Raw genomic sequence first — 19,137 nt, 5'->3', positions numbered from 1 at the left:
GTTGTTCAGGCGCCCGTAGTGTAATGGATCGCACGTAAGATTCCGGTTCTTGAAATGGGGGTTCGATTCCCTCCGGGCGCATCACTTAGCTGAGATTATATCTCAGCTTTTTTTATACCCAAATCAAGCAAAAATAAAACTTATACCGCTTTCATCATACCATACTCAGCAACCTAGGCGGTACCCCTGCTGCTTGTCAGTCAGGATATTTGGACATAAAAAAGAGATTGGGATTCCCCCAATCTCAAGCCGTATATGATAGAATCCTAAGTATACCACGGAACCTAAAAAAACGGAATTTTGTTTTTGAGGTTTTTCTTTTGACCTTTACTGACCTTAGCGGTAAACTACATTTATATTAGCAATGAGCTAATTTATCAGATTGAAACTTTAGGAGGCTAACAAGTATGTATCCAGTTCCGACAGTTATCGAACAGTCATCACGTGGCGAACGTGCTTATGACATTTACTCACGACTTTTAAAAGACCGTATTATTATGTTATCTGGTCCCATTGAAGACAACATGGCCAATGCGATTATTGCGCAATTACTCTTCTTAGACGCGCAAGACTCTGACAAAGACATTTATCTTTATATCAACTCACCAGGTGGGGTTGTAACCGCCGGCTTAGCCATCTATGACACGATGAACTTTATCAAGTCCGATGTCCAAACCATTGTTATGGGGATGGCAGCTTCTATGGCCAGTGTCCTCGCTTCTTCTGGGACTAAGGGCAAGCGTTTTGCTTTACCTAATTCAGAAATCTTGATTCACCAACCTTCTGGTGGTGCTCAAGGGCAACAAACTGAAATTGAAATCGTTGCTGAAGAAATTTTGAAGACCCGTAAAAAGATCAACGAAATTTTAGCAAGCAATTCTGATCAACCAGTTGAAAAGTTGAATCATGATACTGAACGTGATAACTATTTAACGGCGCAAGAAGCCAAAGAATATGGTTTGATCGATGATATTATGGAAAACAACAAGCTAAAATAATCATTTAAAGTGAGTTAACTGCGGTTAGCTCACTTTTTTTGCGCCAAAAAGACGGCTAACCTTTAACATACCGGTTGCCGTCTTACTATTTTTTTTAATTAAATTTATTTTTCCATATAAGCATACTTGTAATTCCATTGGGTACCGGCTGTATTGTGAATGATACCCTTGGCTTTAGGATTCTGTAAGTAGGAATAAACCGTCTGATAAATTGGCGTAATCCCTTGATCTTGCATAATCACCTTTTCCGCTTGCAACGTATCTTGCCAGCGGGCTTCGGCATTATTAGCATCTTGATTTTGAGCTTTCTTAATCAATGCGTTATAGGTGCTACGGTTATATTTACCATAATTATAACCACTGCCACTCGTCATAATTTGTAGATGTGAGATTGGATCATTGAAATCAGCACCCCAACCACTCAGATAAACATCAAAATCACCTTGTTGTGCTCGGGAAGACGCCACCTTGGCCGGGAGATTTGAAAGATTAATCGTTAGGCCTGGTAAAGTCTTCTCTAATTGGCCTTTGAAATATTGGGAAATTGGTTTATTTGGTTCGTCATTCGACGTTAACATGCTAATCGTTAACCGTTTAATTCCAACCTCTTTTAACCCTTGTTGCCAAAGCTTTTTTGCTAGCTTGGGATTATATGACGTCGAATTTTTGACGGTTGATTCACTGGCAAAATCTTGACCATTTTTGGGATCTTTGGCGAGATCTTGTGGCACGAACGTTTTGGCTGGCTTCGATGCGTCTCCAATTACATTTTTGACAAGTTGATCTCGATTAATTGATAACGAGATAGCTTGGCGAATCTTTTGATTGCTCAAAGCCTTTTTAATCGTGGCATTACTATCTTGGAAATTATAAACCAGGAAGGCCGTGATTGAATAAGGATACGTGGTGTAAGTCTTATTCGCTTTCATATTTTTCACTTGTTCACTTGATAACTGCGTTAAATCCAGTTTATTCTCTTGAAACAAGTTCAAAGTGGTCGTCGAACTTTCATTCACACTATAGTTAATTTTATTTAAATGAACGACTTTTTTATCCCAATATTGATTATTTTTAACATACGTCCATTTATTATTGGTCCCAGTCCAGCCAGTTAACTTGAATGGCCCACTGTATACCATGTATTGCGCTTTGGTGGCGTACTTACTCCCCCATTTTTTAATAGCTTTTTCACTGATTGGGCCAAATAATGGATAAGTCATCAATTTCTTGAAATAAGTGATGGGTTTATCCAACGTCACGATAAAGGTATGTTTGCCACTGGCCTTGACTCCCAACGTGTTGGCCGACTTTTTTCCAGCGACAATTGCATCTGCATTTTTAACGCCTGAAAATAAATACGCATACTGAGACTTAGTCGCGGGCGTGACCGTACGCCGCCATGAGTAGACGAAGTCTTGCGCCGTAATCGCTGAGCCATCACTCCACTTGGCATTGCGAATCGTGAACGTATAAGTTTTACCATCTTTTGAAACCTTACTTTGGCTAGCTAAACCAGGCGTGACACTCCCATCCTTACCTAACCGATATAAACTCTCAAACAAGTTCCCCGTACTGCCATAACCAGACATCGTCGAAATATCAATTGAATCAAGCGAACTTGGATATGAAAGATTTAAAACTTGGTTAGTTGCGTAGTTACCGCTGGTCGTCGTTTGACTGCTTTGCTTACCGCAGGCCGCTAACACCGTGACTAATATGACACTAAAAATAACTGCTAACACTGATCGCTTCTTCAATACTCTCGCCCCTTTAATTTACTTTTTTTGGTGAATCTACCCTCGAATCGGTAACAAAAAAACGCCTGCTAGGAATCTCGTCAGATTCCAAGCAGGCGTTTCAAAAATAACGTTTTGAGCTCAATGCCGTTAGTTTTGATGCAGTAGAGACGCTTGTAATTCGACGCAAATAGCCATGTTGTTAGTTTCACAACATGGACAGCAGTTCATTAACATGACTTGTTTTTTCATTTGCATCGCAACGTCTCTCCGATTTCATAAGATGGCTTTAGTATAGATAGTCTTACTTACTTTTGTCAAGTGATTTATTTAATGCTGGCATTGCCATTTAAACTTAATCAGGTTTAAACTAATAGTGAACAGTTATTTTAGGAGGCGATCAACCCATGGATGATATGGCCCAAACCATTTTTAAAGCGCAACGTGGTCAACTAGCTCAGCTATTAAAAATGGGATTTACCCACTACAATCATGACCTGATTCGGTCACAACCATTATTAGCACCAACATTTACATTAACCATCACAGTAACCCTACCTAACACGGTCACCACGACCTTAATCGACAACGCCACCCAGCAACCCTACACGCTACATCTGGCAGCCAGCAATACCGGTACTTTTGTTGCAACCGTTCGAAAAGCCTATCTCAACGCACTTCAAGCCGTTGCTGACCAAGCTTTTGAACCTGCAGTGTTTCCATCACGCCAAGCCCGTTGGTTAATCGAGACCGTCAAGGCCGACTATCACAATGACCTTGAATTCTTATGGTCAAAGTTTCCAAACAACGCTATTTTACGACGCTCAGACACCCAAAAATGGTATGCCTTGCTGGTCAAAATACCACAACGTAAACTGGGACTGGCCTCAGACGAAATTGTCACCGTTGTTGATTTCCGATTAGCCAATCAACACCCCTTAATCGATCAAAAAAATTATTTTCCAGCTTACCATATGAACAAGCAACACTGGTTTTCAATCATCTTAGATGATCGGGTTACCGATGCTGATTTACGCCATTATTTACAGCTAAGTTATGACTTGGCCCAATAATTTTAGGATGCTTTTGGCCCCTTGATGACCAATTACAAATAGTCGCGACAAGAATTTAAATTCTTATCGCGACTATTTGTAATGTTGGCCATTCGTTTTTAATTAGGCTTCTTTTTGCAATTGTTCAGCAAACTGGTTAATTTTACGTAACCGATGATTAATCCCCGATTTTGAAATCGGACCACCGGGCACTAAAGTCCCCAATTCTTTGAGGCTCACTTCCCGATGCGCTAGCCGAGTTACCGCAACTTCTTGTAACTTCGGTGGCAATTGTTGCAAGCCGACCGTATCATCAATCAATAAAATATTTTCAATCTGCTTGCTGGACGCATTTGCGACCTTATCCATATTTGCATTCTCACAGTTAACCAGTCGATTAACCGAGTTACGCATATCGCGCATAATCCGCACGTCTTCAAACTTCAACATGCCATTCGTGGCCCCGATTAACGACAAAAAGTCCGCAATCTTTTCAGCTTCCTTGATATACGTAATAAAGCCGCCACGACGATCCGTCGTGCGTGAATTCATACCGTATTGATTCATCATTTGTGAAATCATCGAATTATGTTCTTCATACAGGGAATAGATTTCTAAATGATACCGTGACGTTTCGGGATTATTCACCGACCCACCGGCTAAAAAAGCCCCCCGCAAATAGGATCGCACCGCCGCATCGTCGGTTAAAACCTCGGTTGGTACGACTTCCACAATCTGATAATCCTTAAAAATACCTAGATCAGCTAAGACCATTTCAGTTCCGGTCTGCAAACGAACGATATACAAGTTATTTTTATTTAATTTCATTTTACGGCGCACAATTAATTCACTGGCGACGTCATAAAATTGTTTTAATAACCGATAGATACGCCGCGCAATGGCCGGGTTTTCCGTCTGAATGTTCAATATTAAGTGATGATGTGCTAAAGTAATTGTCCCATTCATTCGAATCAGAGCCATTAATTCAGCTTTCGCATTCTCGCGATGGACAGCGAGGTTAGTTAGTTCTTTTTTAACTTCACTGGCGTATGACATCTGGCTACCTCCTACCTTAAAATGTCGGAATGACCGACTAAATTCATCAGTTCCGTGACCACTTGATCGCCGTCATGAAAGGCCCCGTTATCACGCAATTGTAAAAAGTTCGACGAAATCACTTTACACCCTTGATCTCGGAGCCCCCGAAAATCATGGCTAACTTGACGTGAAACCTCGTTGAATTTGTGAAAATCCATATAATCATCCGGTACTTTTTCTGTATTAACTAACACTGTATTAATAAAAGCTTCGCCTAAATGTCGATTCAGAACCCGGACATGGTCTGCATCTGAAAAGTCATCGGTTTCACCCTTTTGGGTCATAATATTACAAATATAGACAACCTCAGCATCCGATTCACAGACAGCCCGACCAATATTATCAATGGTTAAATTAGGCAAAATACTCGTAAACAAGCTCCCGGGACCTAAGACAATCTGATCCGCAGCCATGATGGCATCGATAACTGGTTGCACCGCTGCGGGACGTTGCCCATCTTTATCAGTCACCCACACCCGGTCTAACGACTTATGTGCGGCCGTAATCTCAGCTTCACCAACAAGTTCAGAACCATCCTTAAACTTACCATGCAGCGTCAAAGCTTCGTTGGCTGCTGGATAGACATGGCCCTCAACTTGCATCATGCTAGATAATTCTTGGACCGCATCAAAAACCCCGGATTTCATCTCGGTTAAAGCGGCAATAATCAAATTTCCAATGGCATGACCGGCAAAAAATTGGTCATCACCTTGGAACCGGTACTGAAAAATATCTTTATATAAATGGGGTAAGCTAGACAATGCCACCATGACATTTCGAATGTCACCTGGTGGCACGACGTTAACATAATTGCGAATAATGCCAGACGAACCCCCATCATCAGCCACCGTCACAACCGCCGTGATGTCAACCGCTTGCTTGCGCAAACCATTGAGGACAACTGGTAACCCAGTTCCCCCACCAATCACGACGATTTTTGGTCGCTGAGTCTTAAACGTATATTTTCTCATGAGCGATTAACTGTTTCCTTCCGTTTTTCGATATCGCGGTGGCTAATGTGTACCTTATAGCTTTTCGCTAAAGCCGCCCCAATACGCTTAGTAAGTGCTACCGAGCGATGCTGCCCACCAGTACATCCAATTGCGATGGTCAAGCTGGTTTTGCCTTCCGCTTCATATCCTGGCATGATACTTTCAAGCATGCCTAAAAACTGTTGATAAAAAGCTTCAGTCGCTGGTTGTGCCATCACATAATCATAGACTGGTTGATCTAGCCCAGTTTGGCCCTTTAAGGCTGGAATGTAATATGGATTGGGTAAAAAACGTACATCCATGACGATATCAGCATCAATCGGTAAGCCATATTTAAAGCCAAAGGAGACCATTTCGATGTGAAAGGTCTCATCGGCATTCGTTTCAAATTTATCAAAAATTGATTCGCGGAGTTCACGTGGCGTTAACGTGGTCGTATCAATCACATAAGAGGCGCGATCCTTTAGCGGCGCTAGTAAATCTCGTTCCTTATACACGCCATCCATAATTCGACCTTCCATGGCTAATGGATGAGCCCGCCGCGTTTCTTTATAGCGTGACACTAATTCTTCATTGGACGCATCCAAAAAGATAATTTTGGTCGACACGAAGTCGGTATTGTCCAAATTAGCTAACATATCAATAATCTCGTCATAAAACGCTCGTGATCGTAAATCAATCACCAAAGCGACCTTGTTAATTTTCCCGGATTCTTCAACCAATTCAGAAAATTTTGGTAACAAAGCTGGCGGCATATTATCAATACAAAAATAGCCGAGATCTTCAAAGCTTTGAACAGCGACGGTCTTACCGGCACCACTCATTCCAGAGATAATTACTAATTGTAAAGATTCTGCCATAACGTTGCTCCTTTGATCGATGTTGTTGGTAGTATAGCATACCGGGTGTGTCATTTCTAGTAACGGCCCCGTTTTGCTCGCAATAAAGGGGCTAACGCCATTGGCCCTAGCCCCTTATTTTCAATTCTAGGTGACTTTTAGTTTCGCCGAGCAAACGCGATTAAAATCGCATTGATCCCGAAAATTGTAAAGTAAACACTCACCAAAATGTTGAATGAAATAATTGCAATCATTGGATTAAAGATTAACAGAATCCCTAATACCAAGCTGGCAATATCCAAAATCAACGATAGCACGTAATATCCCATGCCAAAGACTTTTAAATGTGAGACCACCGTCAAACGTTCAATTGAATCAATTAAGAACCAGAACGCAAAGACATACCCTAAGACCAAAATACCACTAGGCGCATGGAATAGGAATAACAGGCCCACCAAAATATCAATAATCGCAAAAACCAAGGCGAAGTTAGCCCGTAATCCCGTTTCGCGACGAAGCTTCGTATAACCAGCAATCGTCGTAATCCCACTAATAATTGCCGCAATGGCAAATAAGAATACCAGACTCAATAACGCAGCCTTAGGTTGTTTCATAACAAAATAAGCGGCAATGAGGAACACGACTCCAGTCATGAATTCGCTCCAGTCAAAGCCCCAACGATGATCATTAAACATACGCAATAACATCTCCAATTCTCTTTGATTCTATCATACCAGTTCATGAAAGAGTTTCCAATAACCTTAAATAAACCCTAACTTAACTTGCAGTGGTAAATTTTACTGCCGTGCCATATGCAACGACGGATTGAATATCGGTGCCAATTGACCCCGAGTCAAATCGCATCATCACAACGGCATCCGCACCTAACGCCGTTGCATTAGTCCGTAATCGCGCCACCGACATCGTACGCGCTTCATTTAACATTTTGGTATAATCTTTGACTTCGCCACCAACCACATTCTTAAGTGACGCGCCAATGTCGCGGAAAAGGTTCTTAGACTGCGTTGTGACCCCAAAAACTTCACCAATAATTTCATACGTTTGGCCGGGAACTTGTTCCGTCGTTGTCACTAAAATTTTTGTCATTTGATAACCTCCTTTTAATACTCTCAATATACCGGTTTAAGTTAGTTGTGACAACTAATTAAGCCATCACAATTAAAAAGAGGAACCTAGGTTGATCGCCCAGATTCCTCACTAATCATCAACTAACTTGCTAATTTTGATCTGTTTCTGATTGATACGCTGCCAACTGGGTCCGCGCATGCGCCAACTCAAGCTTGATTTGGTCAAAGCCCGTTCCACCCAAGGAATGCCGCCGTTCAACGGCCACCTTAGCATCCAAATCATGATACACATCCGCTTCAATCAACGGTGAAATCTGTTGGTATTCAGCTAATGGAATATCCTGTAATGGCCGGTGCTTCTGCAAGCCATCTAAGACTAACTTGCCAACAATCGCATGGGCTTCTCGAAACGGAATCCCCTTATTAGCAAGATAGTCCGCCAATTCCGTCGCATTGGAGAAATCGTTAACCGTCGCCGCTGCCATCTGGTCCTCATTCACAGTTAGTGTCGCCAACATGCCCGTAAAGACGTGTAAACTTGTTAACACCGTTGTCACCGTGTCAAAAGCGCCCTCTTTGTCTTCTTGTAGGTCCTTATTATAGGCCAACGGAATCGCCTTCATCACCGTCAACAAACTCATTAAGTTCCCATAAACTCGGCCAGATTTCCCGCGAATTAATTCCGCCATATCGGGATTTTTCTTTTGCGGCATGATGGAACTCCCGGTTGAAAACTGATCGCTCAAACTAATATACTTGAATTCATAGCTACTCCAAGCAACAAGTTCTTCACAGAACCGCGATAAATGCATCATTAGAATGGCGGCATTACTTAGAAATTCAAGCACGAAATCCCGATCTGAAACAGCATCCAGACTATTATGGTAAACCGCACTGAACCCTAGTAATTTGGCACTATATTCCCGATCAATGGGAAAGGTCGTCCCAGCTAAAGCCGCCGCACCCAACGGTGAAATATCAGTATGTTGCTGATTAAACTCAAACCGTTCCATATCGCGTTTAAACATTTGATAGTAAGCCAATAAATAATGCGCATAGGAAATGGGTTGCGCATGTTGTAAATGCGTATAACCGGGCATAATCGTTTCGATATTTTCACTAGCCTTATCAACCAGTACAGTCTCTAACGCTTGTAACCGATCCAAGACCTGTGGTAACTGATGTTTCAGATACAGATGAAAGTCCGTTGCCACCTGATCGTTCCGCGACCGTGCCGTATGCAATTTACCGGCTACCGGTCCGATTTCAGCGGTCAATAACGCTTCAATATTCATATGAATATCTTCATTAACCGTATCAAAGGTCAAGTCGCCGGCTGCTAACTGTTCGGATAACTTTTCGAGCCCGGCGACAATTTGATCAACTTCATTGGCTGGTAAAATACCAGTCTTTTTAAGCATCTTAACGTGCGCTAATGAACCGGCAATATCTTCAGCAGCTAGTAATTGATCAAAGCCAATTGAAGCACCGAATTCATCCACGTACTTGGCACCGGTCGCTGTGAACCGGCCACCCCATAATTTTTTCGTACTCATTCGACGTGGGCCTGCGTCGCTTGTGCGTCAGCTTGTGCCTTTGCTTGAACCTGCGCATTAACTTGCGTTGGTAAGCCCCAAAGCTTGATAAAGCCCACCGCCGCTTGTTGATCGAATTCATCTGCCGCTGTATAAGTGGCCAAATTCTTATCATACAATGAGTTTGGTGATTTCCGACCTTCGGTGATGACATTGCCTTTAAATAATTGAACCCGGACAACCCCATTCACGACAGCTTGCGTCTGCTTTAAGAACGCCAACATCGCATCCATTAATGGTGAGAACCAAAGACCGTTATAGATGGTATCGGCTAACTTTTGTTCAATTAACGGTTTAAAATGCGCCAATTCCCGTTCGAAAGTCAAATCTTCTAAATCTTTGTGGGCCTTGAGTAAGACCGTCGCAGCGGGGGCTTCATAGACTTCCCGTGATTTAATTCCGACTAACCGGTTTTCAATATGGTCAATCCGGCCGATACCATGTTCACCAGCAAGCTTGTCCAATTTAACAATCAAATCAGCTAAGTTTAAAGTTTCACCATCTAACGCGACTGGGACCCCCGCTTCAAACGTAATTGCTAAAGTCGTTGGTGTATCGGGAGTGTCAGCTAATGCCTTGGTCCGATCAAAGGCATCCGCCGGCGCACCTTCCCAAGGATCTTCCAAAATACCACATTCGTTAGCCCGGCCCCAAAGATTTTCATCAATTGAATAAGGGCTATTTAACTTAATTGGCACCGGAATGTTGTGTTTTTTAGCATAGTCAATTTCTTCTTCACGTGACCAATGCCAATCTCTAACTGGCGCTTCAATCTTGATATCTGGCGCTAAAGCATGGATGGCAACTTCAAAACGAACTTGATCGTTCCCTTTACCCGTACAACCATGCGCGATGGCAACCGCATGTTCTTGTTTGGCTAAGGTCACTAATTTTTTAGCAATCAATGGTCGTGATAATGCTGAAACTAATGGATATTCGCCTTCGTACAAGGTATGTCCTTGTAACGCGATTAAGGCATATTCGGCGGCAAATTCTTGCTTGGCATCGATCATGTATGACGAAACAGCACCTAATTGTAAGGCCTTGGCTTTAATCGCTGCCATATCTTTGCCTTCGCCGACATCAATACAACAAGCGACGACGTCATATCCCTTGTCTTTTAACCAGCTAATCGCAACCGACGTGTCTAATCCACCTGAATAAGCAAGAATAATTTTATCATTTTGTTTGACCATTGATTTATACCTCCATAATTTTAAACATCGCTTCTCAATGACAGTATCGTACCACCCATTTTAACTTTATGCAATGATTTACGGGAAATATTCATATAAAACGAAATATTCACTTTTAAAACGGTTATTTATACATTTATTCATAAGCTAATGTATTTTCGTTCTCATTTTAACTAAAAAAGTTGTCATAACCGACTGGGTATGACAACTTTTTTTAACATTAAATTTTAACCTTATTCAACCACTTGACGCACAAATGGATCAGAAGAAATCCCTTGTGACAAAATCAGCTTTGACCATTCCTTAGCTGAAAATAACGAGTGATCTTTATAGTTCCCACAACTATCAATCGTTGTGCCTTGAACGTCTTCCCACTTGGCAGGACCCGCAATAAATTCTAAGGAAGATTTTAAAGCTTTCGCCACTTCTTCAGTACTGTGTTCGCCCCAAGTGATCAAATGAAAGCCCGTTCGGCAACCAAATGGTGAACAATCAATGACGCCGTCCATCCGGTCCCGCAATAATCCGGCTAACATATGTTCAATAGTATGCAACCCTGCGGTATCAATCGCCGTTTGATTAGGTTGAACTAACCGTAGATCAAAGTTAGTGATGGCATCACCCTTGGCACCATGTTCAACCGTGATTTTACGCACATAGGGTGCTAAAACTTTCGTATGATCTAATGCAAAACTTTCTACTTTAGCCATTTTGAAACACTCCTCTAATTAAATTCTAATAACATAGTTAGTGTACCACAAACTTTAGGTTATTTGGTTACCGGAGTTGCCTGTCGAGCAGCATCGCGCGCCAAGACTGGCTTCAAGTATTGACCAGTATAACTTTCAGGCACAGCCGCAATTTCTTCTGGGGTCCCAGTCGCTAGGACTTGCCCCCCACCAGCACCACCTTCTGGCCCTAAGTCAATCAAGTGATCCGCTGACTTAACAATATCTAAGTTATGTTCAATAATCAAAACCGTATTGCCGGCATCCACCAAGCGTTCCAAAACGCCAATGAGTCGCCGAATATCCTCGCTATGCAAGCCTGTCGTTGGTTCATCCAAAATATAGAAATTCTTCCCAGATTGTTGTTTGTGTAGCTCTGACGCCAACTTCATCCGTTGGGCTTCACCACCAGACAGTGTCGTGGCTGGTTGGCCTAACTTAACGTAACCAAGACCAACATCCACTAAGGTTTGTAGTTTCCGTCGAATTTTAGGAATTGGTTCAAAGAACTTAACTGCTTCTGAAGCGGTCATCTTTAAAATATCCGCAATGTTTTTCCCTTTGTATTCGACTTCCAAAGTTTCAGAATTATATTGTTGACCATGACACACTTCACACGGTACAAAGACATCTGGTAAAAAGTTCATTTCAATCTTTAGAATCCCGTCACCATGGCAAGCTTCGCAGCGGCCGCCCTTAATATTAAAACTAAAGCGCCCTTTTTGATACCCACGGAGCTTAGCTTCATTAGTTTGGGCAAATAGGTCCCGAATATTATCAAAGACGCCGGTATACGTTGCTGGATTACTCCGTGGCGTACGGCCAATCGGACTTTGGTCAATATTAACTAACCGTTCAATGTTTTTGACACCACTAATTGACCGGTACTTCCCAGGCTTTTCCGAATTACGATTTAATTTTTGGGCTAAAGCGCGCTTCAAAATATCATTAACCAGCGTTGACTTACCTGATCCAGAAACCCCGGTTACAACAACTAATTCGCCTAAGGGGAAATCCACATCAATTTGCTTCAAATTATTTTCAGCTGCGCCGGTAATCCGAATTTTTTTGCCATTACCAGGCCGCCGAGTGGTCGGCACTGGAATGAAGCGTTTGCCGGCTAAATATTGACCTGTCAATGATTTACGAGAACGGGCCACTTGCTTCGGTGTCCCAGCGGCCATGACTTCACCACCATTTTCGCCAGCACCTGGTCCAATATCAATAATGTAATCTGCTGCGCGCATCGTATCTTCATCGTGTTCAACTACGATTAGCGTATTGCCTAAGTCACGCATTTTCTTTAGCGACTTAATTAACCGATCGTTATCCCGTTGATGTAACCCAATCGACGGTTCATCCAAAATGTATAGCACGCCTGATAGATTCGATCCAATTTGCGTTGCCAAGCGAATCCGTTGTGCTTCGCCCCCAGATAAGGTCCGGGCAGCCCGGCTTAACGTCAAATAGGCCAAGCCCACATTTTGTAAGAACGTTAACCGATCACGAATTTCTTTTAGAATCGGCTGTGCAATGATTAATTCTTGCGCTGATAATTTTAACTGCGCAAAAAAATCAAGTTCATCCCCGATAGCTTCTGCTGAAACAGTGCCTAAATGTTGACCACCAACTTTAACGGCTAAGGCTTTTCGATTCAGCCGGAAACCGTGACAAGTTTGGCAAGTTAATTCCGTCATGTATTTACGCATCACGTCACGTGTAAAGTCACTACTAGTCTCTCGGTAACGCCGATCAACGTTATTAATAACCCCTTCAAAGACCGCATCTACATCGCGTACGCCACCGAAATCATTTTGGTAATGGAAGTGGAATTGTTGATCCGCCGAACCAAATAAGACCGTTTGTCGTTCAGCTTTACTTAAGTCTTCATATGGCACATCCAGCGGAATTGACAACTGTTCACAGGCTTGCTTTAACATCTCTGGATAGTATTGTGAACTAATTGGATTCCAAGGTGCTAAAGCGCCTTCGGCTAACGTGAGGCTTTTATCTGGAACCACTAAATCTTCATCTACTTCGAGCTTAACGCCTAAACCTTCGCAATCAGGACAGGCACCTTGGGGCGCATTAAAAGAGAATAACCGTGGTTCAAGTTCACCCACCGTGAACCCACAGACTGGACAAGCATAGTGTTCAGAAAACAGAATTGGGTCGCCACCGATGACATCCGCAATCGCATAGCCCCCACTTAAACGTAAAGCTGCTTCAAACGAATCGAACAACCGTGAGCGCTCACCCGACTTGACCACGATACGGTCAATCACAATTTCGATGGTATGTTGTTGATTCTTATTCAATTCAAAGGTTTCGCCAATATCATGAACCTCATTATCAACTCTGACACGTACAAAACCTTCGCGCTTGATCTTTTCAAAGATTTTTTTGTGTTCGCCTTTCTTTTGACGTACCACTGGTGATAGAATCTGTAATTTAGTCCGTTCTGGTAATTTTTGCACCCGATCAACCATTTGTTCAACGGTTTGACTGGCGATTAACGTCCCATCATTCGGACAGATTGGTTGCCCAACCCGTGCCCATAACAAGCGTAAATAATCGTTAATTTCAGTGACCGTACCGACTGTTGAGCGCGGATTCTTGGACGTCGTCTTTTGATCAATTGAGATTGCCGGGCTTAACCCATCAATTGAATCAACATCCGGCTTTTGCATTTGCCCTAAGAATTGCCGCGCATACGCTGACAGACTTTCAACATAACGTCGTTGCCCTTCAGCGTACAATGTGTCAAACGCCAGCGAACTCTTACCGGAACCAGATAGTCCCGTCACGACCACTAATTTATTCCGAGGAATCGTGACATCAATATTTTTTAAATTATGGGCTCGTGCCCCATGAATGACAATCTTATCGTTCGCCAAAAAAATGACCTCCTAGCTAATCTGCGCTTTTAATTCCATGACAGTATCTCGTAACGTTGCGGCCTGTTCAAAGTCTAACTTCTTAGCCGCCGTCTTCATCTGCTCTTCCAACTTGCCAATCATATCGAGTTGTTGTTCATGGGTCATATCATCAAAATCAGTTTCTAAGAAATCATCCTTTTTACCAGTATCAGCCGTCGCTTTCGTTGAGGCAATCAACTCTGGAATTGATTTCTTAATCGTGTGCGGTGTGATGTGATGATCGTGATTATACTGTTCTTGAATCTGCCGCCGTCGAGCAGTTTCATCCATGGCTGCTTGCATAGAAACGGTGGTCTTATCGGCATACATAATGACCGATCCATGTTCATTCCGTGCGGCACGACCAATAGTTTGAATTAACGACCGTTCATTTCGTAAAAAGCCTTCCTTGTCGGCATCCAAAATAACCACTAAGGACACTTCTGGAACATCAATCCCTTCACGCAACAAGTTAATCCCAATCAAGACATCAAACTTACCTAATCGTAAATCACGAATAATCTTAGTTCGTTCCAACGTCTTGATATCACTATGCAAGTAACGCACTTTAATCCCTAAATCTTTCATATAATCCGTTAAATCTTCGGACATCTTTTTGGTTAACGTCGTGACGAAGACACGTTCATGACGTTCAACCCGTGCATTGATTTCACCAACTAGGTCATCAATCTGCCCCATAATCGGCCGCACTTCAATCTTAGGATCTAATAATCCGGTTGGTCGAATAATTTGTTGGACCACATGCTTTGTACGATCCATTTCATAAGGCCCAGGAGTCGCTGACATATACACAACTTGATTTTCGTGCTGTTCCACTTCAGCTAACTTTAAAGGCCGATTATCGAGCGCACTTGGTAACCGAAAGCCATAATCCACTAACATTTGTTTCCGTGAGCGGTCACCATTGTACATACCACGCACTTGTGGCATGGTCACATGAGACTCATCAACCACCATTAAAAAATCTTTCGGGAAGAAATCTAATAACGTATATGGTGGCTCGCCAGGATGGCGGCCGTCCATAAACCGCGAGTAATTTTCAATCCCGTTGGTATACCCCATCTCACGTAACATTTCGATATCGTAAGTCGTCCGTTGCTTTAACCGTTGAGCTTCCAACAACTTTCCATCCGCTGTTAACGTTTTTAATCGGTCTGCTAATTCAGCATCAATGCCATCAATTGCTTGTTCCATAATGGCATCATTCGTCATAAAATGGGTCGCTGGGAAGATAGCAACATGGTCCCGGTCACCCACAACTTCTCCCGTTAACGCATCAATCTCGCGAATGCGGTCAATCTCATCACCAAAAAACTCAACCCGCAAGGCATGGTCATCCCGCGAAGCTGGAAAAATCTCAACAATATCGCCATGAACCCGGAAACGTCCCCGTTGAAAATCGATGTCATTCCGATCGAATTGAATATCCACAAGTTTCCGTAACAACGCATCACGCTCTAAAGTCATCCCCACTCGTAAAGAAACCACATGATTCTTATATTCAGTCGGATCCCCTAACCCAAAAATACTGGAAACCGAGGCCACAACAATCACATCATTTCGTTCCAACAATGAACTCGTCGCCGAATGTCGTAACTTATCAATTTCATCATTAATAGCCGAGTCTTTTTCAATATAAGTATCACTGGAAGGCACATAGGCTTCTGGTTGATAGTAATCATAATAACTGACAAAATATTCGACCGCATTATGCGGGAAGAACTTTTTAAATTCCCCGTATAGTTGCCCAGCTAACGTTTTGTTATGGGATAAAATTAAGGTCGGTCGATTAACTTGTGCAATAACATTTGAAATTGTAAAAGTTTTCCCAGTCCCGGTGGCACCTAACAGAATCTGTTCTTTTTCACCCGCATTTAAGCCGGCCGTTAATTGCTGAATGGCCTGCGGTTGATCCCCGGTAGGTTGATATTCAGAAACCAAATCAAATTGATTATTATCGATACGATCAATCAAAAGCGACTCCTCCTCTAAAAGCTATTTTTAAGTTTTATCATTAACTAGACTAGTACAGCTTAAGCCCAGCCATTCGCCATTTAACTGGCGTCATTTCTCATAAAAAATAGGCAAGCCGTGGCTTCCCTATCACTTACAAAACCGCTATTCATTTTAGCACATCGAACATACTTTCGCCATTAATCAGGTTGCGTCGTTGCCGCTAGAATTTGTTGCGTCAAGGCCTGCATTTTTTCTTGATTGGTAAACGACTCAGCTAACATTTCTGGCAAGACAGCTTGCAGAAAATACTGCACACAAGCCAGTTGTTTGAAAGCGACAATGGTTTTCAAACTTTCTTGATAGATTGCCGTAAACACCGGTTCTGGATTTCCTTTTTGAATTTCACCAAATGATTCATACAGTAAGTCTATCTTATCCGCCACTGATAAGATTTGACCTTCTAAGGTGGCATCCTTACCTTCTGACAACCGGCGTGAATAGGCAGCCTGAAACTCGGTTGGAATTTCATTTTGAATAAAATTTTGGGACAACTTATGTTCGACATCCGCTAACATTTCCCGGAGAGTCTTAGTTGCATATTTAACAGGCGTTTTAATATCGCCAATGAAACGCTCATTATAATCATGATTCAACGCTTTTTCATACAGGGACCGCCAATCCACTTTCTGCCCTGCATTGGCTTCGACGTCCCCTAAGAACTGGCCAATCTCAGCAACCTTAAATGAATGCGCAGCCACCGAATGATTCTGATACTTAAAAAATCCAGGCGCCCGTTGAATCGTTTCTAAATTACTCAAGCTTTGTAAATATTGATGCATCCCCATCTTAAACACCGTCCTAATCTCATTTAAATTGGCCTCAGTGTACCAAATCCACTACTTACTAGCAACCAAAAAAACGGTCCCAGCAATTTTTGCTAGTCCCGTTTTAACTCATTGTTTAGTTGATGGTAGTGGTTGTTGTGGCCGATGCAGTAAGAAAGCCATCAGATAAGACACAATTAAGAATCCTGCCACGACAATATACGGATAATGCGTATTCATATCCAATAACATACCGGACATAATGGGTCCGACAATGTTACCCACACTTGTTAGTGACATGTTCAACCCATTAATCAGGCCTTGATTGGACTCACTGGCTTTGGTCAATAAAGTCGTAATCGCTGGTCGTAACAGGTCGAATGCTGAGAAGATGACCAAAGTCGCAATCATAACTTCCCATTTAGTATGCGCTTGGGTAATCCAAATCGTACAGATGGCCGCCGCTGCAAAACAAACACGAATAACCCGTCGTTCGCCCCACTTTTGCACAAAAGTATCGAACAAAGCCACTTGCAAGAATAACGAAATTAACCCATTTAAAGTTAAGACCATTGCAATATTGCTTAAGCTAAAGTGAAAGACCTCGTTAACATAAATACTGTAAATACTTTCGAATCCTTGTAAGCCAAATGAAGAGACTAAAATCATCGTAAATAAAATAATAATCGGCACGGTCCAAAAGGCACGACTTAAGGGATGACTGGCTGGCTCAGCCTTCGAATCCAGCTCTGGTTCTCGTTGGGCCAAGGTTTCAGCATCACTCGGGAGTAAGCTTAATAAGACAATTGCACTAATTAAGCCTAAACTACCGGCCACCCAAAATGGGGTCTTATAACTGATTCCTGCTAAAATACCACCAATCCCTGGTCCTAAAATCAAGCCACCGCTAAAAGCCGCTGATAACCAGCCGATAACCTTAGCTCGTTGTCGCTTGGTTGTAATATCAGAAGCTAAGGCCATCGCAGTTGGCACGACCATTGCCGCTGATAATCCACCAATTAGCCGAGAAATATTGAAGACCCATAGCTGATTGGTCAAAGCAAACAAGAATTCTGACACCATGTATAAGAATAGTCCACCTGCTAAGACTGGTTTACGACCAATGCGGTCAGATAATCGACCAATCAAAGGTGAAGCCACAAATTGCGCCAGCGCAAATAAAGCGTTCATAATCCCCATATCCGTTGCAGTTAGTTTGAGATCATTCTTAATAAATGGCATTACTGGAATGACTAAACTAATCCCTAAACAAACTAAAAATTCACTAAAAATTAAAATAAAAATGGCTCGTCGCGTTTGGCGTGTCATTAGCTTCACCTCTGGTTGTCTTATTTTTTCACGCAGTATCGTCCATCATAACAACCACCATCGCCCCTGTCTACTTTAAAGCTTACAATCCTTATCACCAGACAAATCACCCTGACTTGCGTACAATGAGGGGTATCAACGCTTAAGGAGGTCTGCAAAATGTCCCCTGAATTAACTGGTTTCACAAATCTCAAAAAGCTTGATCCCAACATTATCGTGGACTTACGCTATGCTACGCCCAATAATTTTACCCATCAGGTGATTTATAATTTCACCACGGCCATCGCTCGGACTGGTACGGCACAAAAATTGGTCCAGGCGAGTGCGCTCGTCCAAACACAGCAGCTCCGGTTAAAGATTTGGGATGCTTACCGGCCGGTTAGCGCTCAAAAACGCTTATTCGACGCCTACCCTGATCCAGAATTTGTCGCGCCACCTAATCCGAATTTCAGTCACCAAAAGGGCGTTACCCTTGATTTAACTTTGGTCACCGCAACTGGTGAAGCTTGTCCAATGCCGACCGCCTTTGACGATTTTAGTCCATTAGCTCATCGGGATGCGCCACGGACTGCAATTCAAGATCATTATTACCAAATTCTCAATACGGCGATGACAACCGCTGGCTTTGTCGGTTATGACAATGAATGGTGGGATTATCGCGACGCTGAAATGGCGGATTACCAACCCTTGGCTGCTAATCCTAATGATTATTAAATACAAAAAAGGGATGCCCTGAAAAAAATCAGCGGCATTCCTTTTAAATTTAA

General features: G+C 42.6%; 16 protein-coding genes and 1 tRNA gene. 4 read left to right on the top strand and 13 right to left on the bottom strand.

All coding sequences use genetic code 11. The features are described from left to right. Positions 1–9: 9 nt before the first annotated feature. Positions 10–81, top strand: a tRNA-Arg gene (locus C5Z26_RS10730). 326 nt (positions 82–407) lie between these two features. Continuing rightward, a complete protein-coding gene (gene clpP, locus C5Z26_RS10725) occupies positions 408–998 on the top strand; it encodes an ATP-dependent Clp endopeptidase proteolytic subunit ClpP (RefSeq protein ID WP_105449940.1) in 591 nt (196 codons plus the stop codon). Between the two features lie 104 nt (positions 999–1,102). Here clpP and C5Z26_RS10720 read toward each other — a convergent pair whose 3' ends face one another. Continuing rightward, on the bottom strand, positions 1,103–2,755 hold the full coding sequence (locus tag C5Z26_RS10720; RefSeq protein ID WP_105449939.1) for a peptide ABC transporter substrate-binding protein: 1,653 nt from the start codon (positions 2,753–2,755) through the stop codon (positions 1,103–1,105). A 386-nt stretch (positions 2,756–3,141) separates the two neighbouring features. Between C5Z26_RS10720 and C5Z26_RS10715 the strand changes: the two genes are divergently transcribed. Then, positions 3,142–3,807 (top strand): MmcQ/YjbR family DNA-binding protein, encoded by a 666-nt coding sequence (locus tag C5Z26_RS10715; protein ID WP_105449938.1) that lies wholly within the window; start codon positions 3,142–3,144, stop codon positions 3,805–3,807. Between the two features lie 102 nt (positions 3,808–3,909). On the opposite strand, the gene whiA is transcribed toward C5Z26_RS10715, so the two are convergent. From whiA to C5Z26_RS10655, 12 genes are all read right to left on the bottom strand, one after another. Then, a complete protein-coding gene (gene whiA, locus C5Z26_RS10710; RefSeq protein WP_105449937.1) occupies positions 3,910–4,842 on the bottom strand; it encodes a DNA-binding protein WhiA in 933 nt (310 codons plus the stop codon). An 11-nt stretch (positions 4,843–4,853) separates the two neighbouring features. Further along, on the bottom strand, positions 4,854–5,855 hold the full coding sequence (locus C5Z26_RS10705) for a gluconeogenesis factor YvcK family protein (RefSeq protein WP_105449936.1): 1,002 nt from the start codon (positions 5,853–5,855) through the stop codon (positions 4,854–4,856). After that, positions 5,852–6,736, bottom strand: a complete 885-nt coding sequence (gene rapZ, locus C5Z26_RS10700; protein ID WP_105449935.1) for an RNase adapter RapZ — start codon at positions 6,734–6,736, stop codon at positions 5,852–5,854. Before rapZ ends, C5Z26_RS10705 begins: the two co-directional genes overlap by 4 nt. Before the next feature lie 137 nt (positions 6,737–6,873). Then, positions 6,874–7,410 carry an HdeD family acid-resistance protein gene (locus C5Z26_RS10695; RefSeq protein ID WP_105450180.1) on the bottom strand — a complete coding sequence of 179 codons (537 nt, stop codon included), beginning with the start codon at positions 7,408–7,410 and terminating at the stop codon, positions 6,874–6,876. Between the two features lie 82 nt (positions 7,411–7,492). Further along, the gene (locus C5Z26_RS10690) at positions 7,493–7,822 is read right to left on the bottom strand and encodes a heavy metal-binding domain-containing protein (protein WP_105449934.1); all 330 of its coding nucleotides are present in this window, start codon (positions 7,820–7,822) and stop codon (positions 7,493–7,495) included. A 130-nt stretch (positions 7,823–7,952) separates the two neighbouring features. Next, the gene (gene argH / locus C5Z26_RS10685) at positions 7,953–9,359 is read right to left on the bottom strand and encodes an argininosuccinate lyase (RefSeq protein WP_105449933.1); all 1,407 of its coding nucleotides are present in this window, start codon (positions 9,357–9,359) and stop codon (positions 7,953–7,955) included. Further along, on the bottom strand, positions 9,356–10,594 hold the full coding sequence (locus C5Z26_RS10680) for an argininosuccinate synthase (protein WP_105449932.1): 1,239 nt from the start codon (positions 10,592–10,594) through the stop codon (positions 9,356–9,358). Before C5Z26_RS10680 ends, argH begins: the two co-directional genes overlap by 4 nt. A 233-nt stretch (positions 10,595–10,827) precedes the next feature. Then, positions 10,828–11,304 carry an S-ribosylhomocysteine lyase gene (locus tag C5Z26_RS10675; RefSeq protein WP_105449931.1) on the bottom strand — a complete coding sequence of 159 codons (477 nt, stop codon included), beginning with the start codon at positions 11,302–11,304 and terminating at the stop codon, positions 10,828–10,830. A gap of 59 nt (positions 11,305–11,363) precedes the next feature. Further along, positions 11,364–14,219: an excinuclease ABC subunit UvrA gene (uvrA, locus tag C5Z26_RS10670; protein ID WP_105449930.1), complete on the bottom strand. Its 2,856-nt coding sequence runs from the start codon at positions 14,217–14,219 to the stop codon at positions 11,364–11,366. 12 nt (positions 14,220–14,231) lie between these two features. Then, positions 14,232–16,235, bottom strand: a complete 2,004-nt coding sequence (gene uvrB, locus C5Z26_RS10665) for an excinuclease ABC subunit UvrB (RefSeq protein ID WP_105449929.1) — start codon at positions 16,233–16,235, stop codon at positions 14,232–14,234. A 179-nt stretch (positions 16,236–16,414) separates the two neighbouring features. Next, positions 16,415–17,062 (bottom strand): YfbR-like 5'-deoxynucleotidase, encoded by a 648-nt coding sequence (locus C5Z26_RS10660; RefSeq protein ID WP_105449928.1) that lies wholly within the window; start codon positions 17,060–17,062, stop codon positions 16,415–16,417. Positions 17,063–17,170: 108 nt separating this feature from the next. Beyond that, a complete protein-coding gene (locus C5Z26_RS10655; RefSeq protein ID WP_105449927.1) occupies positions 17,171–18,370 on the bottom strand; it encodes an MFS transporter in 1,200 nt (399 codons plus the stop codon). Between the two features lie 159 nt (positions 18,371–18,529). Between C5Z26_RS10655 and C5Z26_RS10650 the strand changes: the two genes are divergently transcribed. Continuing rightward, positions 18,530–19,084 carry a M15 family metallopeptidase gene (locus C5Z26_RS10650; RefSeq protein ID WP_105449926.1) on the top strand — a complete coding sequence of 185 codons (555 nt, stop codon included), beginning with the start codon at positions 18,530–18,532 and terminating at the stop codon, positions 19,082–19,084. Positions 19,085–19,137: the final 53 nt, after the last annotated feature.

This window comes from Lactobacillus sp. CBA3606 (assembly GCF_002970935.1).
Lineage (GTDB): Bacteria > Bacillota > Bacilli > Lactobacillales > Lactobacillaceae > Lactiplantibacillus.
This window is presented reverse-complemented; position numbering and strand designations above follow the sequence as displayed.